This is a genomic window from Streptomyces sp. NPDC057280 (assembly GCF_042668605.1).
In the GTDB taxonomy this organism is placed as follows: domain Bacteria; phylum Actinomycetota; class Actinomycetes; order Streptomycetales; family Streptomycetaceae; genus Streptomyces.
The window spans coordinates 288,818-313,304 of record NZ_JBHUYR010000002.1 but is presented as its reverse complement, the minus strand read 5'-3'; the positions used below and the strand labels follow the sequence as shown (position 1 = coordinate 313,304).

The window sequence follows — 24,487 nt, the reverse complement described above, 5'->3', positions numbered from 1 at the left end:
GTCACCGGTCACTGGTTCACCCCGTACAGGCTCAGCAGGGTCTTCATGCGCTCCTCCGCCAGCTTCGGGTCCGGGAACAGGCCCAGGCCGTCCGCCAGTTCGTAGGCGCGGGCGAAGTGCGGGAGGGAGCGGGCCGACTGGAGGCCGCCGACCATCGTGAAGTGGCTCTGGTGGCCGGCCAGCCACGCCAGGAACACCACGCCCGTCTTGTAGAAGCGGGTGGGGGTCTGGAAGAGGTGGCGGGACAGTGCGACCGTGGGGTCCAGCAGCGCCCTGAAGCCCTCCGCGTCACCTGTGTCGAGGACCCGTACCGCCTCCGCCGCCAGCGGGCCCAGCGGGTCGAAGATGCCGAGCAGGGCGTGGCTGAAGCCCTTCTCGTCGCCCGCGATCAGCTCGGGGTAGTTGAAGTCGTCGCCGGTGTAGCAGCGCACGCCCTGCGGGAGGCGGCGGCGGATGTCGATCTCGCGCCGGGCCTCCAGGAGGGAGACCTTGATGCCGTCGACCTTGTCGGGGTGCGCGGCGATGACCTCCAGGAAGGTGTCCGTGGCCGCGTCCAGGTCGGACGAACCCCAGTAGCCCTCGAGGGCCGGGTCGAACATCGGGCCCAGCCAGTGCAGGATCACCGGCTCGGACGCCTGGCGGAGCAGGTGGCCGTAGACCTCAAGGTAGTCCTCGGGGCCGGAGGCCGCCGCGGCCAGCGCGCGCGAGGCCATCAGGATGGCCTGCGCGCCGGACTCCTCGACGAGGGCGAGCTGCTCCTCGTAGGCCGCCCGGACCTCGGCCAGGGTCGCCGGGCCGGTGAGCTGGTCGGTGCCGACGCCGCAGGCGATCAGGCCGCCGACCGCCTTGGCCTCGGCGGCGCTGCGGCGGATCAGCTCCGCCGCGCCCGCCCAGTCCAGGCCCATGCCGCGCTGGGCGGTGTCCATCGCCTCCGCCACACCGAGGCCGTGGGACCACAGGTGGCGGCGGAAGGCGAGGGTGGCGTCCCAGTCGACGGCGGCCGGGGAGTCGGGCGACACGTCCGCGAACGGGTCGGCCACCACGTGCGCCGCCGAGAAGACCGTACGGGAGGTGAAGGGGGAACCCGTGGTGACGGCGAGGGGTTCGCTGCGGGGCTCGTACGCCCGCACACCGCCCTGGCCGTCGGGGAGTTGGATCGTCACAGCGAAATCTCCGGTACGTCGAGACGGCGGCCCTCCGCCGAGGACTTCAGGCCCAGCTCGGCGAGCTGGACGCCGCGGGCGCCGGCGAGGAGGTCCCAGTGGTAGGGGGCATCGGCGTAGACGTGCTTGAGGAACAGCTCCCACTGCGCCTTGAAGCCGTTGTCGAACTCGGCGTTGTCCGGGACCTCCTGCCACTGGTCACGGAAGACCTCGGTGGCGGGGATGTCCGGGTTCCAGACCGGCTTGGGGGTGGCGCTGCGGTGCTGGGCGCGGCAGTTGCGCAGGCCCGCGACCGCGGAGCCCTCGGTGCCGTCGACCTGGAACTCGACGAGCTCGTCGCGGTTGACGCGGACGGCCCAGGAGGAGTTGATCTGGGCGATGGCGCCGCCGTCGAGCTCGAAGATGCCGTACGCGGCGTCGTCGGCGGTGGCGTCGTAGGGCTTGTCGTTCTCGTCCCAGCGCTGCGGGATGTGGGTGGCGGTGAGGGCCTGGACGGACTTCACGCGGCCGAACAGCTCGTGGAGGACGTACTCCCAGTGCGGGAACATGTCGACGACGATGCCGCCGCCGTCCTCGGCGCGGTAGTTCCAGCTCGGGCGCTGGGCCTGCTGCCAGTCACCCTCGAAGACCCAGTAGCCGAACTCGCCGCGGATGGAGAGGATCCGGCCGAAGAAGCCGCCGTCGATGAGGCGCTTCAGCTTGAGCAGGCCGGGGAGGAAGAGCTTGTCCTGGACGACGCCGTGCTTGATGCCGGCCGCGTTCGCGAGGCGGGCCAGCTCCAGGGCACCCTCCAGGCCGGTGGCGGTGGGCTTCTCGGTGTAGATGTGCTTGCCGGCGGCGATCGCCTTCTTGATCGACTCCTCGCGCGCGGAGGTGACCTGGGCGTCGAAGTAGATGTCGACGGTCGGGTCGGCGAGGACCGCGTCCACGTCCGTCGCCCAGTGCTCCAGACCGTGCTTCTCGGCGAGCGCCTTCAGCGCGTGCTCGCGGCGGCCGACCAGGATCGGCTCGGGCCACAGCACGGTGCCGTCGCCGAGGTCGAGGCCGCCCTGCTCGCGGAGGGCCAGGATGGAGCGGACCAGGTGCTGGCGGTAGCCCATGCGTCCGGTGACGCCGTTCATGGCGATACGCACCGTCTTGCGTGTCACGTCGATCCCTTCGTAGGCGTCGTACGCAGCGTCCCTGCGCATTCCGTACGCGGTTGTGCGCGCCGCGTACGCCTCGACTGGTGAGCGATACAGCAAGCGCTTTCTATCTAGGAAGAAGCTAGCCTCTGACCAGCGGTCTGGACAAGACCGTGACGGGGTTGAGTTGTTCGAGGGGGCGAACAACGGGGGTCGGGGGCCTTAAGGTCTGGGGGGCTGCGTGGCCTGCGGGGCCGTGCGGCCGGCGAGGCTGCGTGGCCTGCGGGGCTGCGTGGCCTGCGGGCCGGCGGGGCCCGTACGAAACCAATGCCTTGCGCCTGTGCGTGTACAACGAGGTACGACTGAGATGCGCGACCGGAGGACGACGAGATGACGGTGACCCTGGCGGACGTGGCGGCGCGCGCACAGGTCTCGCCCGCGACGGTGTCGCGCGTGCTGAACGGGAACTATCCCGTGGCCGCTTCCACCCGCGAGCGGGTGCTGCGGGCCGTGGACGAGCTGGACTACGTGCTGAACGGACCGGCGAGCGCGCTGGCCGCGGCCACGTCCGACCTGGTCGGGATTCTCGTCAACGACATCGCCGACCCCTTCTTCGGGATCATGGCGAGCGCGATCCAGTCGGAGATCGGCGGCCCGGGCGGCCGCGCCGGCGGTGAGCGGCTGGCCGTCACCTGCAACACCGGCGGCTCCCCGGAGCGCGAGCTGACCTATCTGACGCTGCTGCAGCGGCAGCGCGCGGCGGCCGTCGTGCTGACCGGCGGCGCCGTCGAGGACGCGCCGCACGCGGCGGCCGTGGCCGCGAAGCTGCGGAAGCTGGGCGAGGCGGGGACGCGGGTGGTGCTGTGCGGGCGGCCCGCGGTGCCGGACACCTCGGCCATCGCGCTGACCTTCGACAACCGTGGGGGCGGGCGGGAGCTCACCGAGCATCTGATCGGGCTCGGTCACCGGCGGCTCGGCTACATCGCCGGCCCGGAGGAGCGGACGACCACCCGGCACCGGCTGGAGGGGCACCGGGCCGCGCTCGCCGACGCGGGGATCGAGGAGGACCCGCGGTGGACCGTGCACGGGCCGTACGACCGGCGTGCCGGGTACGAGGCGACGCTGGAACTGCTGCGGCGGGACCCGTCCCTCACCGCCGTGGTGGCGGCGAACGACTCCGTCGCGCTGGGGGCGTGCGCGGCGCTACGGGACTCGGGGCTGCGGATTCCGGACGACGTGTCGGTCGCCGGGTTCGACGATCTGCCGTTCAGCATCGACGCGGTGCCGGCGTTGACGACGGTGCGGTTGCCGCTCGCGGAGGCGGGGGCCCGGGCGGGGCGGATCGCGATGGGGCGGGAGGAGCCGCCGCCCGGGGGGATCGCCGTGGTGCGGGGGGAGTTGATGGTGCGGGGGTCCACTGGGGGGCCGCGGGCTTGAGTGCGCCGTGGGTAGCGGGGTGACCGGCGTCAACGGGCCGTCACTCCGCGCGCCGTAACTCCGCGCGCCGTAACTCCGCACGCCGTAACTCCGGGGAGCTGCCGCCCCCGGACCCCGCTTCGGCCCTGAACGGGCCTTGGCCTCGAACGCCGGACGGGCTGAGGGCGTCACCGGCACCGTGGAGGTGGCCCGTGGCTCCCTCGGGTTCGTCGTGGCCGAGTGCCGTGGGGAACTGTCGGACGAGGTACGGCAGTTGCTGCTCGCGATGCATGGGGCCGCCGGCGTCGAGGTCGTCGTGTCGGGTCAGGCCGCCAGGCGCTGCTCCGGGTAGCGCGTCGTCAGCCAGACGCCGAGGCCCGGCGTCAGCGGGACGTGCCGGGGGTGGCGGAAGCCCAGGGAGCGCAGCTGGTCGGTGTGGCGGGCCGCGAGGGTGAGGGCCACCGCCGTGGCGTCCTGCGCGTCCACCTCGGCGAGGCCGGGGGCGAGGAGATCGGCGACCAGGGCCGGTTCCCAGGCCTCCGTGTCGTCCTGGGCGCAGACGGTGACGACCGTCCAGTGCGGTTCGGCGGGGCCGGCCTTCTTCAGGGCCGCCGGGAGGAGCGGGCTCTCGGGCGGGCGTACGGCGAGTTCGCGGGCGAACAGAGTGCCCAGACGGGCGTGCGGAGGCTCGGCACCGGCGTCCGGCGGCATCCAGACGGCGGCCGCGAGCAGGTCACCGTCCGCGCGCTCGGCCACCCACACCTGGCCCTCCTCCAGCGCGTGGTGAGCCAGCAGCAGGCGCATGGCGCGCTGTGCCTGGTCCCAGTCGCCGGCCAGGCACTCCCCCGAGCGGAGCGCGGGCGACGGCGGGGTGATCAGCCGTACCACCGCCGGTACGTCGACCAGGCCGGCGGGGCGGATGACGGCGGTACGGGGGCGCAGCTGCAGGATCGTCATGTTCGGGGTCTGCCTTTCACAACGACCGGGCGGGGCCGGTCAGTTCTACGGTTGCGGGGGTGAGGGACGGGCGGGGGGCCACCACCACGACCGGAACCGTCCGGTTCGGGGTGTGGGGGGTGTGGGAGGTGCGCGGGGCGCCCGAAGCACTGGGAGTGCTCGAAGGAGTCGAAGTAGTCGACGTGCTCGAAGTGCTCGAAGTGCTCGAAGTGCTCGACGTCTCCTGGGCGCGGCTCAGCAGCGTCACGCCGTACACCGCCGCCACTGCCCCTGCCAGCGCGAGGAGCGTGCCCGTGCCGCCGTACTGGAAGCCCTCCCCGAGGAGGGCGATGCCGATGGCGGACGCGGTGACCGGGTTGACCAGGGTGAGGAGGGCGAGCGGGCCGCCGAGGCCGCTGCGGTACGCCTGCTGGGAGAGCAGCAGGCCGCCGACCGCGAAGCCCACCGTCAGGAGCCCCACCAGAGCCGTGTCCCAGGACACCGACGGGCCCACCGCCAGCTTCTGCGACAGCGTGGAGCCGACGCCGGAGGCGATGCCCGACGCCGCGGCGAACGCCAGGCCTCCCGTGCCCACGCTCACCAGTACCGCCACCGCGCCCGCCGCGAAGAGCGCGACGGCCATGACTTCGGTGATGCCCAGCGTGTCGTGCGGCGCCCCGCCCGTCGCCGTGACCAGGAGCAGCGTGCTCAGGCCTACGAGGGTGAAGGCGACGCCCCGCCACTGGGTGCCGGAGGTGCGGCGGCCCGTGGCCAGCGAGCCCAGCGGCACCGCGAGCACCAGGCTCAGCGCGCCGAGCGGCTGGACCAGGGTCAGCGGGCCGTAGCGCAGGGCGACCACGTGGAGCAGCGCGCCGCCCGCGTTGAGGGCCACGGACCCCCACCAGGCGCCGCGGGCCAGTGCGCCGCGCATGCCCGGCGTGGCCGCCGCCGTCCGTTCCTGGACGACGGCGGCCGTGGCGTAGCAGACCGCCGAGATGAGGGAGAGGGCCACGGCCAGCAGCACCGGGGACGCTGTCATCGGGCCCACCTACTTGCCGGGCCGAGCCCACGCCCGACCGCATCAATACGAAACTGTTTCGTACAGATAGGCTACGGAGACTCTTAGCGAAACGCAAGCGTTTCTTTCAGTGGGGCGAAGGGCGGGATTCCGGGATGGTGAAGGTCGGGGTGCCGGGGGTGATGGCGGCCGCCGCGAAACCGAACAGCTCCGGCACCCCCTCCCCCCGGCGCGTGTCGTGGGTGCCTATGGCGGTGACGTCCATGTCTCCGTCGCCCGGCCGCCCCTCGACCGGGCGAGCGCGGAGCGGCTCGCGCTGGAGCATGTGCTGTCCACCGCCGACAACATCGTGGACGACCCGCCGACCCCCTTCCCCGAGTACGCGGGCGCGCTGATCGGCCTGACGCAGTGGCGGTTCTGGTGGGACTGAGCCGAGGCGGGACTGAGCCGAGGCAGGACTGAAGGGACGTCGGGCTGAGTCGGCGCGGGTGGGATATGGACGGTCGGGCGGGGCGGTCGTACGGTTATCTCTGACTGAGTCAACTATCCGCGCCACCCTGTCCGCCTCGCCACCCGGGGGTCGCCCGTCATGACCGTCCAGGACATCCGCGCCTTCAACCGCTTCTACACCAACGTCATCGGTGCCCTCGACTACAGCCGCCAGCTCTACGCCCCGTTCACCCTCACCGAGTCCCGGGTCCTGTACGAACTCGCGCACTCCCCGCGTACCGACGCGGCCGACCTGCGGACCGAACTCTCGCTGGACGCGGGCTATTTGAGCCGAATTCTCAACAAGTTCGAGGAGGACGGGCTGATCGAGCGGACGGCCTCGCGGCGGGATCCGCGGCGGCGGCGCGTCACGCTCACCGTCCGGGGGCGGGAGACCGCCGCGCTGCTCGCCGAGCGGGCGGACGAATCGGTGGGCGCGCTCCTCGCCACCGTGCCCGCCGCCGAGCGGCCGCGGCTCGCGGAGGCCATGCGGACCGTCCGCGAGCTGCTCTCCGAGGGGCGGCCGCCCCGCCGTGAGGACGTGCTGCTGCGCGAGCCCGGACCCGGTGACCTGGGCTGGATCGTGCAGCGCAACGCAGCGCTCTACACGGCGGAGTACGGCTGGAACGCCGACTACGAGGGGCTGGTGGCGAGGATCGTCGCCGACTTCGCGGAGGATCACGATCCGCATCTGGAGCGGGTGTGGATCGCCGAGCTGGACGGGCGGCCGGTGGGGTGCGTGATGTGCGTGCGCGACGAAGCGCCCGCCACGGCCCGCCTGCGGCTGCTGCTGGTCGAGCCCGACGCCCGCGGCCTCGGCATCGGGGACCGGCTGGTCACGGCCGTCATCGACTTCGCCCGCGAGGTCGGCTACCGGGACCTGGTGCTGTGGACCAACGACATCCTCAGCTCCGCCCGCCACATCTACCAGCGGCACGGCTTCGTACTGCTCGCCGAGAAGCCGCACCGGTCCTTCGGCAAGGATCTGGTCGGCCAGGACTGGCGCCTGGACCTGCACGGCACACGGGAGTGACGCGTAAAGTCCAAAACCATGAAACTCGCGTTCTCCACTCTCGGTGTCCCCGGTCTCCCCGTCCCCGAGGTGCTGCGGCTGGCCACCGCGCACGGGTATCACGGCGTCGAGCTGCGCGCGCATCCCGAGGAGCCGGTGCATCCCGGGATCGGGGCGGAGCAACGGGCCGATGTCGTGAGCGAGTTCAAGGCCGCCGGGGTGGAGATCCTGAGCGTGGCCGGGTACACGCGGGTGGCCGCGCCCGGGGACGACGCGCCCGTGATCGGGGAGATCCGCGCGCTCCTCGACCTCGCCCGCGACCTGGGTGCCCCGTACATCCGCGTCTTCCCCGGCGCGGCCCAGGGGCAGTCCCCCACGGAGGCCGACGCCACGGCCGCCCGGCGGCTCGGCACGGCCGCGGAGTACGCCGCCGACCTCGGCGTACGGATTCTGCTGGAGACGCACGACTCGCACCGCACCGGCGCCGACGCGATCCGCGTCCTGGGCCTGGTCGGCCACCGCAACGTCGGCTCGCTGTGGGACGTCATGCACACCTGGCTCGGCGGCGAGCAGCCGAGCGAGACCTACGCGGCGCTTTCCCCGTATCTCGGATACGTCCAGGTCAAGGACATCGCCTCGGCCGAGGACACCACCCCGCTGCGGCTCGGCGCCGGCGTCCTGCCGATCGCCGAGTCCGTCGAGATCCTCTCCCGGCACGGCTGGGACGGCTGGCTGTGCTGGGAGTACGAGAAGCGCTGGTACGAGGGGGCCGCGCCGCTTCCGGGACTGCTCGGCCGGGGGCGTGAGCATCTGAGCCGCCTCCTGAACGACAGCGCGTGACTAATTCGGTGGCCCGGGCGGCCGTCACCGGTTAGCGTCCCGGGGTGCATCAGCCCACCCCGCCCTCGCTCCCGCTCTCATGAGCCTGTCCGACGCGCTGCTCGACGTACGGCCCCTGCGCACCTCCCCCGTCTTCCGGCGGCTGCTGTTCGGACGCACGGTGTCCACGCTCGGCAGCTTCATGACCATGGTCACCGTCCTGTACCAGGTCTGGGACATGACCCACAGCGCCTTCTGGAGCGGCGCGGTCGGTGTCGCGCAGGCGGTGCCGATGGTCGGCGTCAGCCTCTTCGCGGGCGCCTGGGCGGACCGCGTCGACCGCCGCCGGCTGTATCTCACCGGCACCGTCGGCTCGGCGGTGTGCTCGGTGCTGCTGGCCGTGCAGGGCTTCGCCGGGCACGCGCCGGTGGCCGTCGTCCTCGTCCTGGTCGCGGTCCAGACGTCGTTCGCCGCGCTCGGCGCCCCCGCGGCCGGGGTGTTCGTGCCGCGGCTGCTGCCCAAGGACCAGGTGGCCGCCGGTCTCGCCCTCCAGCAGGTCACCGGCCAGGCGATGATGCTGGTCGGCCCGGCCGTCGCCGGTGTCGTCCTCGGCTGGTGGGGCATCGGCGTCTGCTACCTCCTGGACGCCCTGAGCTTCGCCCTGTCCTTCTACGGCGCCTACGGCCTGCCCGCGCTGCCGCCCGAGGGCACCAAGTCCCGCCCCGGCATCCACGGGGTGCTGGACGGCCTGCGCTTCCTGGTCGGCCACCGGGTGGTGCGCGGCGCCCTGATCACCGACCTGGCAGCCACCGTCCTGTCCATGCCGACCAGCCTCTTCCCGCTGGTCAACGAGGAACGCTTCGGCGGCGACCCGCGCACCCTCGGCCTGTTCCTGTCCGCGCTGGCCGTCGGCGGAGTCGCCGCGACCGCCTTCTCCGGCCCGGTGACCCGGCTGGCCCGCCCCGGCCCGGTGATGCTGTGCGCGTCCGCCGGCTGGGGCGCCGGCCTCTTCCTCTTCGGACTGACGACCAGCGCCTGGTGGGGCCTCGCCCTGCTCACGCTGGCGGGTGCGGCGGACGCCCTCGCCGTCCTCTCCCGTACGACCATCGTCCAGACCCGCACCCCCGACGCCCTGCTGGGCCGGGTCACGGCGGCCGAGACGATCGTCGGCCAGGCGGGCCCGCACCTCGGCAACCTGCGCGGCGGCCTGGTCGCGGGCTGGAGCTCCGGGGCGACCGCGCTGATCGCCGGCGGGCTGATGTGCCTGGCGGCGGTGACGGCGGTCGGTGTCACCACACCGGAACTGCGCACGGCCGGTGCCACCGCCCCCGGGGAGCCCCCGGCGACCGCGCCTACCGGACCCTGAACTCGGCTCCCGGACAGCGCGCCTACCGGACCCTGAACTCAGCTCCCGGCCACCGCGCCTACCGGACCCTGAACTCGGCTCCCGGCCACCGCGCCTACCGGACCCTGAACTCGGCCTCCGGGTCCAGGCACCACTCCAGCACCGACGGCCAGGAACCGTACCCCGCGTCCAGGTCCAGGTGGGCGGCGCCGGGGAGGAGTCGGGTGGGGATGCCCAGCGGATCGCCGTAGGCGGACTGGGCGCCGCCCGGGCAGTACGGGTCGTCGTCGCCCGCCACCAGCAGCGTCGGCCCCGGAAGGGTGAAGTCCAGGGGCGGCGCGGTGAATTCGGCGACCTCGGGATACCGGGCCAGCACCGAGGCGGCCGGCGGCCCCACCAGCAGCACCCGCTCCACGTCCCCGACCCCGGGCATCCCCCGCGCCACCGCGTGCAGCCACAGCACGGCCGACGCGCTGTGGGCCACCACGACATCCGGCCGCTCCGCCAGGTACCGGGCCAGCTCGCCCAGCCACACCTCCAGCGACGGGTCGTCCGGGTCGGGCAGCTGCGGGTAGGTGACCTGGTGGCCGAGCTCGGTGAGGCGGTCGGCGAGCCAGTGCTGCCAGTGGTCGGCCGGACGGTGGTTCTGCCAGCCGTGGAGGATGAGGTAGGCGGTCATGACCCTGATCGTTTCCGATCCCCACTCCCCCGGTCCAGTTAATCTTTCTCGATGGAACAGGTAAGCGAGACCTTCACCGTCGATCTGCGCCGCCTGACCGTCCTGCGGGAACTCCAGCGCCGGGGCAGTCTCGCCCGTACCGCCGAGGCCCTCCACCTCACCCCGTCCGCGGTCTCCCAGCAGATCGCCGCGCTGGCCCGGGAGGTCGGCGCGCCCCTCACCGAACGGGACGGCCGGGGCGTACGGCTCACCGGCCAGGCCCGGGTCCTGCTGGCGCACGCCGATCTGATCGCCGCCCAACTGGAGCGGGCCCGCGCCGACTTGGCGGCGTACGGGGAGGGCGGGCGCGGCTCGGTGACGGTCGGCTGCTTCTCCAGCGGCATCCTGGGGCTGCTGCCGGGGGCCCTGCGGGCGCTGGGCGCGCGGCTGCCGCACGTCCGGGTCGACGTCGTCGAGTCCGAGCCGCCGGATCTGTTCACCGCGCTGGACGGCGGGCAGGTGGACCTCGCGGTGGCGGTGGACTTCGCCGCGGGGCCGCCGCACACCGACCGCCGTTACAGCCGCATCGACCTGCTCACCGACGTCATGGACCTGGTGGTGCCGGAAGGCCACCGGCTGGCGGGGCGGGACGGGGACGTCCCCTTGCGCGAACTGGCCGCCGACGCCTGGATCGTGGGGCATCCGCGCAGCTGTGTGGGGGCGGTGGCGCGTTCGGTGTGCGCGACGGCCGGCTTCACGCCGGACATCCGGCACGCCGTGAACGACTGGGCGGCGGTGGCGGCGCTCGTCGAGGCGGGGGCGGGTGTGGCGCTGATCCCGCGCCTGGTACGGCCGTTGTACGCCGGCCGGCGCCTCGCGGTGCTGCGGACCGAGGGCGAGCCGCCGTCCCGGAACGTGTTCGCGGCGGTGCGGACGGGGTCGGAGGACGACCCGGTACTGGCTGCGGTACGGGAGGAACTGCGGCGGGCAGCGCAGGAGTTGACCGGCCGGTGACCGGTCCGGCTCGGCTTGCCCGGCGCGTGGCGGGCCGGGCGTAGTGGGGGGCGGACGGCGGGCGACGGGCGACGGGCGACGGGCGACGGGCGACGGGCGGCGGGCGGCGGGCGGCGGGCGGCGGAGGAGTTGACCGGTGTATGACCGGCCCGGCTCAGCTCACCCGGCGGGCCACGAAGCGTGCCACCCGCGCTTCCAGCGTCGGCCGGATCCGCGGCCATTCCTCCGCCGTGACGGAGAAGATCGCGGAGTCGCGCAACCGACCGTCCTCGCCCGGCGCCCAGGAGCGCGACCAGTTGCGCAGGACGCCCTCGAAGCGGGCGCCGACGCTCGCGATCGCGGCGTGGGAGCGGGCGTTGCGGGCGTCGGTCTTGAGGTCGACGCGGGAGACGCCCCACTCCTCGAAGGCGTGCCGGAACAGGAGGTACTTGGACTCGGCGTTGACGCCGGTGCCCTGCGCGGACCTCGCCAGCCAGCTGAAGCCGATCTCGATGGCGTCGAGGCGGTCCGGCGACCGCCAACTGCGGGGCTCCCAGTAGGAGGTGGTGCCGACGACCCGCCCGGTCGCCGTCGAGATCTGGGCGTACGGGGCGAGCTTGCCGTCCGCGGCCCGGCCGAGCTGGGCGTCGATGTACCCGGCGACCTCGTGGGCGCGCGGCACCCAGGTGAACTCGAAGGTGTCGCGGTCCTCCTCGGCCGCCGCGGCGAGACCGGGCGCGTGCCGGTGCTCCAGCGGTTCCAGGCGCACCAGCTCGCCCTCCAGGGGCGGCCCCTCCAGCTTGAAGCTCACTGCCCGATGTCCCTTCGCAGTGCGGCGAACGCCTCGTGGAAGCCGGGGAAAGTCTTCCGCACGCATCCGGGGTCGTCGAACGAAATACCGGGCACCCGCAGGCCGGTGACCGCGAAGGACATCACGATGCGGTGGTCGCCGTACGACTTGATCTGGGCGCCCGCGCCGGCGGTGCCCGGCCGGATCTCGATCCAGTCCGGGCCGACCGCCACGTCCGCGCCCAGTCGCCGCAGGTTCTCCGCGCAGGCTTCCAGGCGGTCGCACTCCTTGACCCGGGTGTTCGCCACGTCCTCGATCCGGACCGGGCCGTCGGCGAAGGGGGCGATGGCCGCGAGGGTCGGCATGGTGTCGGAGATGTCCCGCATGTTGACGGTGAGGCCGCGCAGTTCGCCGGTGCCGCGGACGGTCGTGCCCTCCGGCGTCACCGACACGCCGGCGCCCATCCGGCGCAGGACGTCCACGAAACCCAGGTCCCCCTGGAGGGCGCCCGTCCCGAGGCCGGGGACGGTGACCTCGGCGCCGGGCGTGACGGCCGCCGCGGCGAAGAAGTAGCTGGAGGTGGAGGCGTCAGGTTCGATGGCGTAGGTGGTGGCGCGGTAGCCGCCCGGCGGAACGACGAAGACGTTGCCCTCCCGGGCGACCTCGACGCCGAACGCCCGCATCATCGCGATCGTGATCTCCACGTACGGCACGGAGACCAGGTCGGTCACGCGGATCCGCAGCCCGCGCCGGGTCAGCGGGCCCAGCAGCAGCAGTGCCGTCAGGTACTGGGACGACTGACCGGCGTCCAGCACCACCTCGCCGCCCTCGACGCCGGACGCCCGGACGGTCAGCGGGTGGTGGCCCTCGGCCTCCTCGTGGCGCAGGTCCACACCCAGGTCACGCAGGGCCCGCGAGAGCGGCAGCAGGGGGCGGCGGCGCATCTGGGCGGAGGCGTCGAAGCGGTAGGTGCCGTGGCCGGCGGCGACCAGCGTCGGCAGGAACCGCGCGGTCGTCGCACCGTCCCGGCAGTAGACGTCGGCCTCCGCCACGGCGGGCCCCTCGGGCCGGCCGTCGACCCGCCAGCTGTCCGGCGCCCGCCCGACGCGGTACCCCAGCCGGCTCAGCCCCTCGGCGAACCCCTCCGTGTCGTCGGAACGGAGGGGCCGTACGAGCGTCGTGACACCGTCGGCCGCGGCCGCCAGGAACAGCGCGCGGGCGGTGATGGACTTGGAACCGGGGATGGCGACTGCGGGCATACCTCCATGATCGGACGCGAACCACCTGCCCCGCCGGGACGTCCAGGGGGTGGACCGCGGGGCGCGCCGCGGGCAGGGCCGCGACATCGACCGCGGGAAGCGCCGCAGGTAAGGGGCTGGAGAGCGACCGCGGGGAGCGCCGCAGGCAGGGCCGCGACATCGACCGGGGGGGCGCCGCAGGTAAGGCTGGGCATCGACCCCTGGGCGCCCCGGGCGGCAGGACCGCGAGATCGACCGCGGGGAACACCGCAGGCAGGGCTCGGACACCGGCCCCGGGGAGCACCGCAGGTAAGACTGGGACACCGCCCGCGAACCGCCCCCGGTGGCAGGACCGCGAGATCGACCGCGGGGAGCACCGCGAGCAGGGCTGGGACATCGACCCCGGGGAGCATCGCAGGCAGAGCTCGGACACCGGCCGCGGGGAGCACCGCAGGCAGGGCTCAGACACCGACCACGGACCGCCCCCGGTGGCAGGGCCGCGAGATCGACCGCGGGTCGCGCCCCCGGATGGCACACGGGTGAGCAACCGGATCACCCGCAGGATCAGCCGCTGGACCGACCCCGAGGACCGGCCACCACGTCGGCCGCAGGACACGACGCCGGATCAGCCGCAGGACCCGCGACCGCATCAGCCCCAGGGCAGGGCACCGGACTCGCCGCAGGCCCCGTCCCCGCCCCAGCCCCTCCGCGAGGCCCCGCCCCCGACCCAGCCCCTCCGCGAGACCCCACCCCCGACCCAGCCCTTCCGCGAGCCCCGGCCTCCGGCGCCGCATCAGTCCCAACCCCCGGTGCCGCGCCAGCCGCGCCCCGTCGCGCCGTCACCGATGCCAGACCCACCCCGCCCACCAGCAGCGCCGCCGCGCACCAGCGCAGAGCGGTCACGCTCTCCCCCAGGAACAGCGCGGCCGACGACATGCCGAAGACCGGGACCAGGAGGGAGAAGGGGGCGACCGTGGAGGCCGGGTGGCGGTGGAGGAGCCAGCCCCAGGCGCCGAAGCCGAAGACCGTCGTGACCCAGGCGACGTAGACGACCGTGCCGGCGCCCTGCCAGTCGAGGGCGCGCAGCGCGTCGTAGTCCCGGGTGGGGCCCTCGGTCAGGAGGGACAGGGCGAGGAGGGGGAGGACCGGGACCGTGCTCACCCAGACCATGAAGTTGAGCGCGTCCGGGGGTGCCGCCTTGCGGGTGAGGACGTTGGAGGCGCCCCAGCAGGCCGCCGCCGCCACGCACAGGGCGAAGGCGCCGAGGGGGCCGGACGTGCCCTCGTCGACGGCCGCGACGCCGATGCCCGCCAGAGCCACCGCCATGCCCAACACCCTCACTCCGGAAGGGCGTTCACCCAGAGCCGCGAACGCGATCACCGCCGTGAACACCGCCTGGATCTGGAGCACCAGCGAAGACAGGCCGGCCGGCATGCCCGCGTCCATCGCTATGAACAACAGGCCGAATTTGGCGACCCCCAGGACCAGGCCCACGGCCACGATCCACTTCCACGCCACCTTCGGCCGGCCCACGAAGAACACCGCGGGCAGGGCCGCCGCCAGGAAGCGCAGGGCGGAGAAGAGCAGCGGCGGGAAGTGGTCGAGGCCGATCTCGATGACGGTGAAGTTCACGCCCCAGACGGCGGCGACGAGGACGGCGAGGGCGATGTGGGCGGGACGCATGCGTCGAGGATCACCCGCGGCAACCGTGTAGCACCAGCGATGATTGCTGCATGGTTGGATGAAGCGACGCTAAGGAATGGGAGCCCGCGATGCTCGATCTGCAACGCCTCCGCGCCCTGCACGCCGTCTCCGTCCACGGCACCGTCGGCGCGGCCGCCGCCGCGCTCGGCTACACCCCCTCCGCCGTGTCCCAGCAGATCGCCAAGCTGGAGCGGGAGACCAGGACCGTGCTTCTGGAGCGGGAGGGACGCGGGGTGCGGCTCACCGCTGAGGCGCTGCAACTCGTCGACACCGCCGAGGAGTTGCTCGCCATCGTCGAGCGTGCCGAGACCGGGATCGAGCAGCGGCGCCACACGCCTGCGGGGCGGCTGACGGTGGCCGCGTTCGCGTCGGCGGCGCGCGGGCTGCTGCCGGGTGTGCTCGCCGACCTCGCGCAGCGGCACCCCGCCCTTGACGTCCGGCTCTCCGAGATCGACCCCCATCTGTCGGTGGGGCTGGTGGCGCGAGGTGCGCTGGACGTGGCCGTCGTGCACGACTGGGACATCTCGCCGCTGCCGGTGCCGCCCGGGGTGGAGCAGGCGGTGATCGGCGAGGACCGGTGCACGCTGCTGGTGCCCGAGGGACACGCTTTCGCCGGGCGGGGGAAGGTGCGGCGCGAGGACCTCGGCGGGGAGCGGTGGGTGTGCCAGCCGCCGGGCCGGGTCTGCCACGACTGGCTGGTGCGCACCCTGCGGGGCGCCGGGCACGAGCCGGAGATCATCCACCAGGCGGACGAGAACCCCACTCTCGTCGCGCTCGTCGCCGCCGGACTCGGCATCTGCCTCATCCCCCGTCTGGGCCGCGGCCCGCTGCCGGCCGGCGTCGTCGAGGTCGACCTCGACCCCACCCCCGTACGCCGGCTGTACGCGCTCTGGCGCGCGGGCGCGGCGGGCCGCCCGTCGATCACGGAGACCGTACGCACCCTGCAGAACCACTGGCCCAAGCCTTCAGCCACCCCACCCCGCTGAACCAACCCGGCCACCCGGCCACCCCAGTGAACGGACCACCGCCCGCCCAGCCCATCCGTCCCGTCCGTCCCTCACCCCCCGACTTCCGGAATTCGCGCCCCACCCGGGAACCCGGCCCCCTCTCCGCTCGTCCAACCCGCGAGCTGTCGGAGAGTCACCGCGGTGCGGTGTCGGCCTCGCTGCTGGCTGCGAACGCTGACCAACCCTCTCCTCCGTACTGCGGCCGGCAGCACGCCGCCATCGGCGCGCCCCCCTCCAACAGCGCCGATGGCGGCCCCTCCATGACGTACGGTGCGCGCACTCCCTTGACTGGCAGAAACTTCCCGGATACCTCTGTCTCCACGGAAGTTTCCTTCAGCGGATCACCTCCGGAAGGAGCGCACGTTGCCCTCCAGACGTACCGTCCTCGCCGCCGGCGCGGGCGTCACCGCGGCCCTGGCGTTCGGCACCGAAGCCCGGGCCGCCGGCCTCGACGACAAGAAGCTCCGTTCCCTCATCTCCCGTATGACCCTCGAGGAGAAGGTCGGCCAGCTCTTCGTGATGCGGGTCTACGGCCACTCCGCCACCGCCCCCGACCAGGCCGACATCGACGCCAACCTCAAGGAGATCGGCGTCCGCAGTGCCGCCGAGCTGATCGCGAAGTACCGCGTGGGCGGCATCATCTACTTCACCTGGGCGCACAACACCCATGACCCGCACCAGATCGCCGACCTCTCCAACGGCATCCAGCAGGCGTCCCTCAGCCGGCCGCGCGGTCTGCCCGTCCTGATCTCCACCGACCAGGAGCACGGCATCGTCTGCCGGGTCGGCGAGCCCGCCACGCTCTTCCCGGGCGCGATGGCGATCGGCGCGGGCGGCTCACGCAAGGACGCCCGCACCCTCGGCCGGATCGCGGGGCGGGAACTGCGGGCCCTCGGCATCCGGCAGAACTACTCCCCCGTCGCCGACGTCAACGTCAACCCCGCCAACCCGGTCATCGGCGTCCGCTCCTTCGGCGCCGACCCGCACGCGGTGGCCGACCTCGTCGCCGCCGAGGTCGCCGGGTACCAGCACGGCCGTCAGGTCGCCGCCACCGCCAAGCACTTCCCCGGGCACGGCGACACGGCCGTCGACAGCCACTACGGCTTCCCGGTCATCACCCACACCCGCGAGCAGTGGGACAGGCTGGACGCCCCGCCGTTCCGGGCCGCGATCGCCGCCGGCATCGACTCGATCATGACCGCGCACCTCATGGTCCCGGCCCTCGACGACTCCGGCGACCCGGCGACCCTGTCCCGCCCGATCCTGCACGGCATCCTGCGCGAGGAACTCGGCTACGAGGGGGTGATCGTCACCGACTCCCTCGGCATGGAGGGCGTCCGCACGAAGTACGGCGACGACCGCGTCCCCGTGCTCGCCCTGAAGGCCGGGGTGGACCAGCTCCTCAACCCGCCGAACCTGGACGTCGCCTGGAACGCGGTGCTGGAGGCCGTGCGGGGCGGTGAGCTGACCGAGGCGCGGCTCGACGAGTCGATCCTGCGGGTGCTGCGGCTGAAGGCGAAGCTGGGGCTGTTCCAGAAGCCGTACGTCAGCCAGGCCGGCGTCAGCCGTACGGTCGGCGCCCCCGCCCACCTCGCGGCGGCCGACCGGATCGCCGAGCGGACGACGACCCTGCTGGTCAACCAGGGCGGCCTGCTGCCCCTGTCCCCACGCAAGCTCCTGGTGTGCGGCGCCGATCCGGCCTCCCCGTCCGGCACCACCGGCCCGCCGACCGGGGTCCTCGCGACCGCGTTCACCGAACTCGGCTTCACGGCCACGGCCCTGTCGACGGGCACATCACCCTCCGCCGCCACCGTCGCCAAGGCGGTCGCGGCGGCGCAGGACGCGGACACGGTCGTCGTGGGGACGTACAACCTGAACGCCGCGCAGAAGACGCTGGTCGAGCAGTTGCTGGCGACGGGGAAACCGGTCGTCGCGATCGCGATCCGCAATCCGTACGACGTGGCCCAGCTGCCCGGCGTGGCGGCCTGGGTGGCGGCGTACTCCTGGACCGACGTCGAACTGCGGGCCGCCGCGCGGGTGATCGCGGGTGCGGTGGCGCCGCGCGGGAAGCTGCCGGTGCCGGTGCAGAAGGCCGACGATCCGGCAGAGGTGCTCTATCCGATCGGCCACGGGCTCTCGTATCCGGCGTAGCGGGCGTACGCCACGCACCGGGCGCACGCCCGCCAAAGGGCGCAAAGCACCCCGCACGGCTGGCGTGTTCCCGCCACGGCGGGTCACGCTGGTCGGGGGTGTCCGGGGGGATGCGATGCGCGAGAGATGGTCGTCGGGGGCGGTGTGCGCCCTGCTCGCCGTGCTGCTCGCGGCCCTGCTGACCGCCTGCCAGGGCACGCCGGACAGCGGCACCGAGAGCGACGGGCGGATCAGCAACGAGGTGACACCGACCCGGCCCTCGGGGTACGGCACGGTGTTCCTCGACGTCGACGAGTGCAGTTCCTTCGGCACCACCAGCTTCACCGAGGTGCCCTGCACCAGTGAGCGGGCGGCGGCGCGGGTCGTGGCGCGCTTCGACGGCACCGCCGCCGACGGCCCGCTGTGCCCCGGCACCACCGACTTCGTGCTGCACATCAGCGAACAGGCCTCGTCCTCCGACGAGGACGGCGACGGGGCGGTCCCGCAGGGCTACGCCTGCATGCGCAACCTCTCCGCCCCGCACCCCGGCGACCCGGGCGGCGGGGGCGGACCGCGCACCATCGTCGGCGACTGCGTCTACAGCTCCGGCGACGGACAGGTCCGCGAGACCGCGTGCGACGGAAAGGGCGAGAAGAAGCCGGAGTTCAAGGTCACGAAGGCGGTCGCGAAACGGAGCCGGTGCCCGCTGTCGACGGCGCTGTACGTCCAGCTCGGCGGCGAGGAACCGGTCGGCTGCGCCCGCCCGGTCTGAGCGGCCGGACGCCAACTTTTCCCGATCTCCCCTGGTGCGCACGTGAGTTGCTCCGATAGCTTCCGCTCGCACATCTGTCTCACAGGGGAGCATGTATGCGCAAGGCGCTCAGATGGCTGCTGGCGCTCACGGTGCTGATAGGCACGTTGAGCACGGCAGGGGCGGCCACCGCCGCCGTGCCGGAGACCCCGGCCGCCGGCACCGACATCAAGGAACAGCTGCTGTCCATACCGGGCATGAGCCTGATCGAGGAGAAGCCCTACACCGGCTACCGCTACTTCGTCCTGAACTACACGCAGCCGGTGGACCACCGGCACCCGTCCAAGGGCACGTTCCAGCAGCGGATCACCGTGCTGCACAAGGACGTCTCCCGCCCGACGGTCTTCTACACCGGCGGCTACAACGTCTCCACGAACCCGAGCCGCCGCGAGCCGACCCAGATCGTGGACGGCAACCAGGTCTCCATGGAGTACCGCTTCTTCACGCCGTCCCGGCCCGACCCGGCCGACTGGAGCAAGCTGGACATCTGGCAGGCGGCCAGCGACCAGCACCGCATCTTCAAGGCCCTGAAGCCGATCTACACGAAGAACTGGATCGCCACCGGCGGCTCGAAGGGCGGCATGACCGCCACCTACTACGAGCGCTTCTACCCCAAGGACATGGACGGCGTGGTGGCGTACGTCGCCCCCAACGACGTCGTCAACGACGAGGACTCGGCCTACGACCGCTTCTTCGCCTCCGTCGGCACCAAGGAGTGCCGCGACCGGCTGAACGCGGTGCAGCGGGAGGCGCTGGTGCGCCGGGAGTCCCTGGAGAAGAAGTACTCGGCCTACGCGGAGGCGGAGGGCTTCACCTTCACCACCATCGGCAGCCTCGACAAGGCGTACGAGGCGGTCGTCCTCGACTACGTGTGGGGCTTCTGGCAGTACAGCCTGCTGGCCGACTGCGCTGACGACGAGCTGATCCCGCCGGACGCGAAGACCGCGACCGACGACCAGATCTGGAACTCGATCGACACGATCTCCGGGTTCTCGTTCTACACCGACCAGGGCCTGGAGCCCTACACGCCGTACTACTACCAGGCGGCCACCCAGCTCGGCGCCCCCACGATCCACTTCCCGTACATCGAGAAGAAGTACATCCGCTACGGCTACCAGCCGCCGCGCAACTTCGTCCCGCGCGCCATCCCGACGAAGTTCCAGCCGTACGCGATGCGGGACGTCGACACCTGGATCCGGCACCACGCCCGGCACATGCTCTACGTCTACGGCCAGAACGACCCGTGGGGCGGCGAGCGGTTCCGGGTCGACAAGGGCGCGAAGGACTCCTACGTCTTCACGGCCCCCGGCATGAACCACGGCGCGAACGTCGCCGGTCTGGTCGCCGACCAGAAGGCCTTCGCGACGGCCCGCATCCTCGACTGGGCGGGCCTGCCGGCCGCGACGGTCGCCGAGGCGAAGCCGCTCGCGTCGTACGACAGGAAGCTGGACGTGCGGGACGTGGAGCGCGAGCCCACGCTGCGTCCGTAGCGGCGCCTCCGGCTCCGGTGCGTCCCGCGCGCCGGAGCCGGGTCCCTCAGTACCGCTGCCAGCTGCCGGACTCGTACGTCCCCCGGCCCACCTGGCCCTTGATCCACACCTTGCGGGTGCCGGCGTACGTCTTCACCGGCCCGGCGTGGTGGGTGTACTCGTCCTTGTCGACGACGGCCCTGAAGCCGCGCGCCTGAAGGCTGACCATCATGACGCGCTTGCCGCCGCCGGTGTGCTTCGGGAACGTCATGGCGCAGAGCCAGCCACCGTCCTTGTAGAGGCGGACGTAGCCGGTGGAGAAGGTGAACGTGCGGATCTTCCGGCCCTCGCAGGAGTCCGACGAGGCGGCCTGCGCCTGACCCGGCACCGCGATCGCGAGCAGCCCGGAAGCGGTCAGCGCGGCGAGCACGACCGCGGCACGCCGCCGTATCGCACCAGTCCCTCGGTCCACAGTGGTCCCTCCCGTACCCCGGCGATGAGCGTACTGGTGTACGGACGCACGACGTATGTCGGATGGTTGCACGGCCGTCACGGGATCAGGCCATCACGCGACCACCGGGGCGTCCTCCCCCACGAAGGTCCGCCACAACTCGGCGTACCGCCCGCCCGACGCCAGCAACTCCGCGTGCGTCCCGTCCTCGGCGACCCGTCCGTCGTCCATCACGATCACCCGGTCCGCGCGCGCCGCGGTCGTCAGGCGGTGGGCGACGACCAGGGTCGTGCGCCGACCCGCGAGGCGGTCGGTGGCCTGGTTGACCTGGGCCTCGGTGGCCAGGTCCAGGGCGGCCGTCGCCTCGTCGAGGAGCAGGATGTCGGGGTCGACGAGTTCCGCGCGGGCCAGCGCGATCAGCTGGCGCTGGCCGGCCGAGAGGTTGCGGCCGCGCTCGGCGACCTCGTGGAGGTAGCCGCCGTCGAGGGTGGCGATCATCTCGTGCGCGCCGACCGCGCGGGCCGCCGCCTCCACTTCGGCGTCGGTGGCGTCGGGGCGGCCGTAGGCGATGGCGTCGCGGATCGTGCCCGGGAAGAGGTACGCCTCCTGCGGGACGACACCGAGCCGGTGCCGGTACGAGGTGAGGTCGAGGTCCCGCAGATCCGTGCCGTCGACGGTGACCCGGCCGCCGGTCGGGTCGTAGAACCGCGCCACCAGCTTCACCACGGTCGACTTGCCCGCGCCGGTCTCGCCGACGAACGCGACGGTCTGCCCGGCGGGGATGCGCAGGTCGATGCCGCTGAGCGCCTCGTCGTCGTCCCCGTAGGCGAAGTGGACGTCCTCGAAGGCGATGTCGCCGCGCAGGGAGAGGACTTCCAGCGGCTCGTCGGCCGTCCTCGTCGAGGTCGGCTCCTGGAGCAGTTCCTGGATGCGGCCGAGGGAGACGGTGGCCTGCTGGTAGCCGTCGAAGACCTGGGAGAGCTGCTGCACGGGCGCGAAGAACAGGTCGATGTAGAGGAGATAGGCGACCAGTGCGCCGGTGGTGAGGGTCGCGTCGTCGATCCGTCCGGCGCCCGCGACGAGGACGGCCGCGGCGGCGACCGAGGACAGCAGCTGCACGAACGGGAAGTAGACCGAGATCAGCCACTGCCCCCGGATGCGCGCCTGACGGTAGCTGTCGCTGCGCTCGGTGAACCGCGCCCCGCCGTCCCGCTCGCGCCGGAAGGCCTGCACGATCCTGAGCCCGGCGACGGACTCCTGGAGGTCGGCGTTGACCACCGACACGCGCTCACGGGCGAGTTCGTACGCCTTCACGCTCGCCTTGCGGAAGAAGTACGTGGCGACGATCAGCGGCGGCAGCGTCACGAAGACGACCAGGGCCAGCTGCACGTCGAGGACGAGCAGGGCGACCATGATGCCGAAGAAGGTGACGACGGAGACGAACGCGGTGACCAGGCCGGTCTGGAGGAAGGTGGACAGGGCGTCGACGTCGGTCGTCATCCTGGTCATGATCCGGCCGGTCAACTCACGCTCGTAGTAGTCGAGTCCGAGCCGCTGGAGCTGCGCGAAGATCTTCAGCCGCAGCGCGTACAGCACCCGCTCGCCGGTCCGCCCGGTCATCCGCGTCTCACCGACCTGCGCCGCCCACTGCACGCCGACGGTGAGCAGCCCGAGCAGCGAGGCCGCCCACACCGCGCCGAGGGCCATCTCGCTGACGCCGCTGTCGATGCCGTGCCGGATCAGGATCGGCAGCAGCAGTCCCATGCCGGCGTCGACGGCGACGAGCCCGAGGCTGACGAGGAGCGGGGCGCCGAACCCGCGCAGCAGCCTGCGCAGGCCGTACGACTCCTCCGGCATGACCGCCCGCGCCTCGTCGATGTCCGGGGTGTCGGTCGCCGGCGGCAGCGCCTCCACCTGGGCGAGCAGCTCGGGGGTGGCCGGGGTGCCGGCGAGCGCGAGGTCCTTCCGTTCGCGGTCGCCGGTCCACAGCCGCGGGGTCACGCCGCGCTCGGCGTCGAACTCGGCGTCCAGTTCGTCGCGTACGGAGGTGTCCTCGGCCGGGGCGAGACGCTGGGCGTGGCCGGGCGAGACGCCGCCGAGTTCGTCGGGGTCGGTGAGCAGGCGCCGGTAGAGGGCGGAGCGTTCCTCCAGTTCGGCGTGGGTGCCGATGTCGGCGAGCCGGCCCTCGTCGAGGACGGCGATGCGGTCGGCGAGGTTGAGGGTGGAGCGCCGGTGCGCGATGAGCAGCGTCGTCCGGCCCTCCATGACCTGCTTGAGCGCCTCGTGGATCTCGTGCTCGACGCGGGCGTCCACGGCGGAGGTGGCGTCGTCGAGGACGAGGAGGCGGGGGTCGGTGAGGATCGCGCGGGCGAGCGCGATGCGCTGGCGCTGGCCGCCGGAGAGGGTGAGGCCGTGCTCGCCGACCTTGGTGTCGTAGCCCTCGGGCAGCTCGCCGATGAACCGGTCGGCCTGGGCGGCGCGGGCGGCGGTCTCGATCTGCTCGTCGGTGGCGTCGGGGCGGCCGTACGCGATGTTGTTGCGGACGGTGTCCGAGAAGAGGAAGGAGTCCTCGGGGACGAGCCCGATGGCGGCCCGCAGCGAGTCGAGGGTCAGCTCGCGGACGTCGTGGCCGCCGACGAGGACGGCGCCGTGCGTGACGTCGTAGAAGCGCGGCAGGAGGAGGGAGACGGTGGACTTGCCGGAGCCGGAGGAGCCGACGACGGCGAGGGTCTCACCGGGCCGGATCTCGAAGGAGAGCCCGTCGAGGACGTTGCGCCCGTCCTCGTAGCCGAAGGAGACGTCGTCGAACTCGACAGTGGCCGGAGCGTCGGCGGGCAGCTCCTTGGAGCCGTCCTTCATGCCCGGCTCGGTGTCGATCAGCTCCAGGACCCGCTCGGTGCCTGCGCGGGCCTGCTGGGCGACGGTGAGCACCATGGCGAGCATGCGGACCGGGCCGACGAGCTGGGCGAGGTAGGTCGAGAAGGCGACGAAGGTGCCGAGGGTGATGTGCCCGCGCACGGCCAGCCAGCCGCCGAGGGCCAGCATGGCGACCTGGCCGAGGGCCGGGACGGCCTGGAGCGCGGGGGTGTACTTGGAGTTGAACCGGATGGTCCGCAGCCGCCCCGCGAAGAGCCGCCGCCCGACCTCCCGGAGCTTCCCGGTCTCCTGGTCCTCCTGCCCGAACCCCTTCACCACGCGCACGCCGCCCACGGCGCCGTCGACCACCCCGGCGACGGCGGCGGCCTGGGCCTGCGCGTACCAGGTGGCGGGGTGCAGCTTGCTGCGGGAGCGCTTGGCGATCCACGCGAGGGCGGGCGCGACCGCGAGGGCGACCAGGGTGAGCGGGACGGACAGCCAGGCCATGACGACCAGGGAGATCAGGAACAGGGCGAAGTTGCCGATGGTCATCGGCAGCATGAAGAGCAGGCCCTGGATCAGCTGGAGGTCGCTGGTGGCCCGCCCCACGACCTGGCCGGTGGACAGCTCGTCCTGCCGCCGCCCGTCGAGCCGCGTGATCGTGCCGTACATCTCGGTCCGCAGGTCGTGCTGGACGTCGAGGGCGAGACGGCCGCCGTAGTAGCGGCGGATGTAGGTGAGGACGTACACGAGGACGGCGGAGGCGATGAGCAGCCCGGCCCAGGGGGCCATGTCCCGGCTGTGGTCGCCGATGACGTCGTCGATGATCACCTTCGTGATCAGCGGGACGAGCGCCATGACCGCCATGCCGGCGAGACTGGACCCGAGGGCCAGGACGACGTCCTTCGGATACCGCCAAGCGTATCCGGCCAGCCGCCGTGCCCATCCCCGTTGCGCTGTCACGCGGGTGCCCTCCGTAGGTTCCGTCGTCGGTCTGCGACCTGATCTTCCGGAAGGCACCAACACCGGAGGAACCGGATTTCATCCCTCCGCAACAA

21 protein-coding genes are annotated in these 24,487 nt (G+C 72.7%); 11 read left to right on the top strand and 10 right to left on the bottom strand.

Going from position 1 to position 24,487, the window contains the following annotated elements:
• Nucleotides 1-8: 8 nt before the first annotated feature.
• Nucleotides 9-1,163, bottom strand: coding sequence for a dihydrodipicolinate synthase family protein (locus ACFUO4_RS12080; RefSeq protein WP_383483009.1), 1,155 nt, complete (start codon nucleotides 1,161-1,163; stop codon nucleotides 9-11).
• Entirely contained in the window at nucleotides 1,160-2,311 is a 1,152-nt protein-coding gene (locus ACFUO4_RS12075) for a Gfo/Idh/MocA family protein (protein WP_383483006.1), read from the bottom strand. The genes ACFUO4_RS12080 and ACFUO4_RS12075 overlap by 4 nt, the downstream gene beginning before the upstream one ends.
• Before the next feature lie 366 nt (nucleotides 2,312-2,677).
• On the opposite strand from ACFUO4_RS12075, the gene ACFUO4_RS12070 reads away from it, so the two are divergent.
• Nucleotides 2,678-3,724: a LacI family DNA-binding transcriptional regulator gene (locus ACFUO4_RS12070; protein WP_383483003.1), complete on the top strand. Its 1,047-nt coding sequence runs from the start codon at nucleotides 2,678-2,680 to the stop codon at nucleotides 3,722-3,724.
• 136 nt (nucleotides 3,725-3,860) lie between these two features.
• Nucleotides 3,861-4,055, top strand: coding sequence for a hypothetical protein (locus tag ACFUO4_RS12065; protein WP_383483000.1), 195 nt, complete (start codon nucleotides 3,861-3,863; stop codon nucleotides 4,053-4,055).
• Here the strand turns inward: ACFUO4_RS12065 and ACFUO4_RS12060 are convergent.
• Entirely contained in the window at nucleotides 4,028-4,660 is a 633-nt protein-coding gene (locus ACFUO4_RS12060) for a hypothetical protein (RefSeq protein ID WP_383482997.1), read from the bottom strand. The two genes, ACFUO4_RS12065 and ACFUO4_RS12060, sit on opposite strands and share 28 nt — an antisense overlap.
• A gap of 16 nt (nucleotides 4,661-4,676) precedes the next feature.
• Complete coding sequence (locus ACFUO4_RS12055; RefSeq protein WP_383482995.1) at nucleotides 4,677-5,678, bottom strand: hypothetical protein; 1,002 nt, start codon at nucleotides 5,676-5,678, stop codon at nucleotides 4,677-4,679.
• Between the two features lie 217 nt (nucleotides 5,679-5,895).
• On the opposite strand from ACFUO4_RS12055, the gene ACFUO4_RS12050 reads away from it, so the two are divergent.
• The 4 genes from ACFUO4_RS12050 to ACFUO4_RS12035 all read left to right on the top strand — a co-directional run bounded on the left by ACFUO4_RS12050 (nucleotide 5,896) and on the right by ACFUO4_RS12035 (nucleotide 9,343).
• The gene (locus ACFUO4_RS12050; RefSeq protein ID WP_383482992.1) at nucleotides 5,896-6,087 is read left to right on the top strand and encodes a DUF4253 domain-containing protein; all 192 of its coding nucleotides are present in this window, start codon (nucleotides 5,896-5,898) and stop codon (nucleotides 6,085-6,087) included.
• 159 nt (nucleotides 6,088-6,246) lie between these two features.
• Complete coding sequence (locus ACFUO4_RS12045) at nucleotides 6,247-7,179, top strand: GNAT family N-acetyltransferase (RefSeq protein ID WP_079309861.1); 933 nt, start codon at nucleotides 6,247-6,249, stop codon at nucleotides 7,177-7,179.
• An 18-nt stretch (nucleotides 7,180-7,197) separates the two neighbouring features.
• Nucleotides 7,198-7,998, top strand: coding sequence for a sugar phosphate isomerase/epimerase family protein (locus ACFUO4_RS12040; protein WP_383482989.1), 801 nt, complete (start codon nucleotides 7,198-7,200; stop codon nucleotides 7,996-7,998).
• Between the two features lie 79 nt (nucleotides 7,999-8,077).
• Nucleotides 8,078-9,343 (top strand): MFS transporter, encoded by a 1,266-nt coding sequence (locus ACFUO4_RS12035; protein ID WP_079309859.1) that lies wholly within the window; start codon nucleotides 8,078-8,080, stop codon nucleotides 9,341-9,343.
• Nucleotides 9,344-9,437: 94 nt separating this feature from the next.
• On the opposite strand, the gene ACFUO4_RS12030 is transcribed toward ACFUO4_RS12035, so the two are convergent.
• Nucleotides 9,438-10,001 (bottom strand): RBBP9/YdeN family alpha/beta hydrolase, encoded by a 564-nt coding sequence (locus ACFUO4_RS12030; RefSeq protein ID WP_383482985.1) that lies wholly within the window; start codon nucleotides 9,999-10,001, stop codon nucleotides 9,438-9,440.
• Nucleotides 10,002-10,052: 51 nt separating this feature from the next.
• On the opposite strand from ACFUO4_RS12030, the gene ACFUO4_RS12025 reads away from it, so the two are divergent.
• Nucleotides 10,053-10,994 carry a LysR family transcriptional regulator gene (locus ACFUO4_RS12025; RefSeq protein WP_383482982.1) on the top strand — a complete coding sequence of 314 codons (942 nt, stop codon included), beginning with the start codon at nucleotides 10,053-10,055 and terminating at the stop codon, nucleotides 10,992-10,994.
• 154 nt (nucleotides 10,995-11,148) lie between these two features.
• Here ACFUO4_RS12025 and ACFUO4_RS12020 read toward each other — a convergent pair whose 3' ends face one another.
• The 3 genes from ACFUO4_RS12020 to ACFUO4_RS12010 all read right to left on the bottom strand — a co-directional run bounded on the left by ACFUO4_RS12020 (nucleotide 11,149) and on the right by ACFUO4_RS12010 (nucleotide 14,684).
• Nucleotides 11,149-11,784, bottom strand: a complete 636-nt coding sequence (locus tag ACFUO4_RS12020; protein ID WP_383482979.1) for a GNAT family N-acetyltransferase — start codon at nucleotides 11,782-11,784, stop codon at nucleotides 11,149-11,151.
• Nucleotides 11,781-13,022: a 3-phosphoshikimate 1-carboxyvinyltransferase gene (gene aroA / locus ACFUO4_RS12015; RefSeq protein ID WP_383482976.1), complete on the bottom strand. Its 1,242-nt coding sequence runs from the start codon at nucleotides 13,020-13,022 to the stop codon at nucleotides 11,781-11,783. The genes ACFUO4_RS12020 and aroA overlap by 4 nt, the downstream gene beginning before the upstream one ends.
• 543 nt (nucleotides 13,023-13,565) lie before the next feature.
• A complete protein-coding gene (locus tag ACFUO4_RS12010) occupies nucleotides 13,566-14,684 on the bottom strand; it encodes an EamA family transporter (RefSeq protein ID WP_383482973.1) in 1,119 nt (372 codons plus the stop codon).
• Nucleotides 14,685-14,773: 89 nt separating this feature from the next.
• Between ACFUO4_RS12010 and ACFUO4_RS12005 the strand changes: the two genes are divergently transcribed.
• The 4 genes from ACFUO4_RS12005 to ACFUO4_RS11990 all read left to right on the top strand — a co-directional run bounded on the left by ACFUO4_RS12005 (nucleotide 14,774) and on the right by ACFUO4_RS11990 (nucleotide 20,143).
• Nucleotides 14,774-15,691, top strand: coding sequence for a LysR family transcriptional regulator (locus ACFUO4_RS12005; protein WP_383482970.1), 918 nt, complete (start codon nucleotides 14,774-14,776; stop codon nucleotides 15,689-15,691).
• A gap of 384 nt (nucleotides 15,692-16,075) precedes the next feature.
• Nucleotides 16,076-17,863, top strand: a complete 1,788-nt coding sequence (locus ACFUO4_RS12000; protein WP_383482967.1) for a glycoside hydrolase family 3 protein — start codon at nucleotides 16,076-16,078, stop codon at nucleotides 17,861-17,863.
• Nucleotides 17,864-17,978: 115 nt separating this feature from the next.
• A complete protein-coding gene (locus ACFUO4_RS11995) occupies nucleotides 17,979-18,614 on the top strand; it encodes a hypothetical protein (protein ID WP_383482964.1) in 636 nt (211 codons plus the stop codon).
• Nucleotides 18,615-18,709: 95 nt separating this feature from the next.
• Nucleotides 18,710-20,143 carry a S28 family serine protease gene (locus ACFUO4_RS11990; protein WP_383482961.1) on the top strand — a complete coding sequence of 478 codons (1,434 nt, stop codon included), beginning with the start codon at nucleotides 18,710-18,712 and terminating at the stop codon, nucleotides 20,141-20,143.
• A gap of 46 nt (nucleotides 20,144-20,189) precedes the next feature.
• On the opposite strand, the gene ACFUO4_RS11985 is transcribed toward ACFUO4_RS11990, so the two are convergent.
• Together ACFUO4_RS11985 and ACFUO4_RS11980 are read right to left on the bottom strand one after the other, a co-directional pair.
• Nucleotides 20,190-20,594, bottom strand: a complete 405-nt coding sequence (locus tag ACFUO4_RS11985) for a hypothetical protein (protein WP_383482957.1) — start codon at nucleotides 20,592-20,594, stop codon at nucleotides 20,190-20,192.
• 93 nt (nucleotides 20,595-20,687) lie between these two features.
• On the bottom strand, nucleotides 20,688-24,392 hold the full coding sequence (locus ACFUO4_RS11980; RefSeq protein WP_383482955.1) for an ABC transporter ATP-binding protein: 3,705 nt from the start codon (nucleotides 24,390-24,392) through the stop codon (nucleotides 20,688-20,690).
• Between the last annotated feature and the right edge of the window lie 95 nt (nucleotides 24,393-24,487).

Bases quoted from the DNA above. Each gene is read 5' to 3' on its own strand.
- ACFUO4_RS12055 (WP_383482995.1), bottom strand. From the start codon at position 5,678: ATGACAGCGTCCCCGGTGCTGCTGGCCGTGGCCCTCTCCCTCATCTCG.
- ACFUO4_RS12010 (WP_383482973.1), bottom strand. From the start codon at position 14,684: ATGCGTCCCGCCCACATCGCCCTCGCCGTCCTCGTCGCCGCCGTCTGG.
- ACFUO4_RS12025 (WP_383482982.1), top strand. From the start codon at position 10,053: ATGGAACAGGTAAGCGAGACCTTCACCGTCGATCTGCGCCGCCTGACC.
- ACFUO4_RS12040 (WP_383482989.1), top strand. From the start codon at position 7,198: ATGAAACTCGCGTTCTCCACTCTCGGTGTCCCCGGTCTCCCCGTCCCC.
- ACFUO4_RS12045 (WP_079309861.1), top strand. From the start codon at position 6,247: ATGACCGTCCAGGACATCCGCGCCTTCAACCGCTTCTACACCAACGTC.
- ACFUO4_RS12035 (WP_079309859.1), top strand. From the start codon at position 8,078: ATGAGCCTGTCCGACGCGCTGCTCGACGTACGGCCCCTGCGCACCTCC.
- aroA (WP_383482976.1), bottom strand. From the start codon at position 13,022: ATGCCCGCAGTCGCCATCCCCGGTTCCAAGTCCATCACCGCCCGCGCG.
- ACFUO4_RS11995 (WP_383482964.1), top strand. From the start codon at position 17,979: ATGCGCGAGAGATGGTCGTCGGGGGCGGTGTGCGCCCTGCTCGCCGTG.
- ACFUO4_RS12060 (WP_383482997.1), bottom strand. From the start codon at position 4,660: ATGACGATCCTGCAGCTGCGCCCCCGTACCGCCGTCATCCGCCCCGCC.
- ACFUO4_RS12005 (WP_383482970.1), top strand. From the start codon at position 14,774: ATGCTCGATCTGCAACGCCTCCGCGCCCTGCACGCCGTCTCCGTCCAC.
- ACFUO4_RS12070 (WP_383483003.1), top strand. From the start codon at position 2,678: ATGACGGTGACCCTGGCGGACGTGGCGGCGCGCGCACAGGTCTCGCCC.
- ACFUO4_RS11990 (WP_383482961.1), top strand. From the start codon at position 18,710: ATGCGCAAGGCGCTCAGATGGCTGCTGGCGCTCACGGTGCTGATAGGC.
- ACFUO4_RS12030 (WP_383482985.1), bottom strand. From the start codon at position 10,001: ATGACCGCCTACCTCATCCTCCACGGCTGGCAGAACCACCGTCCGGCC.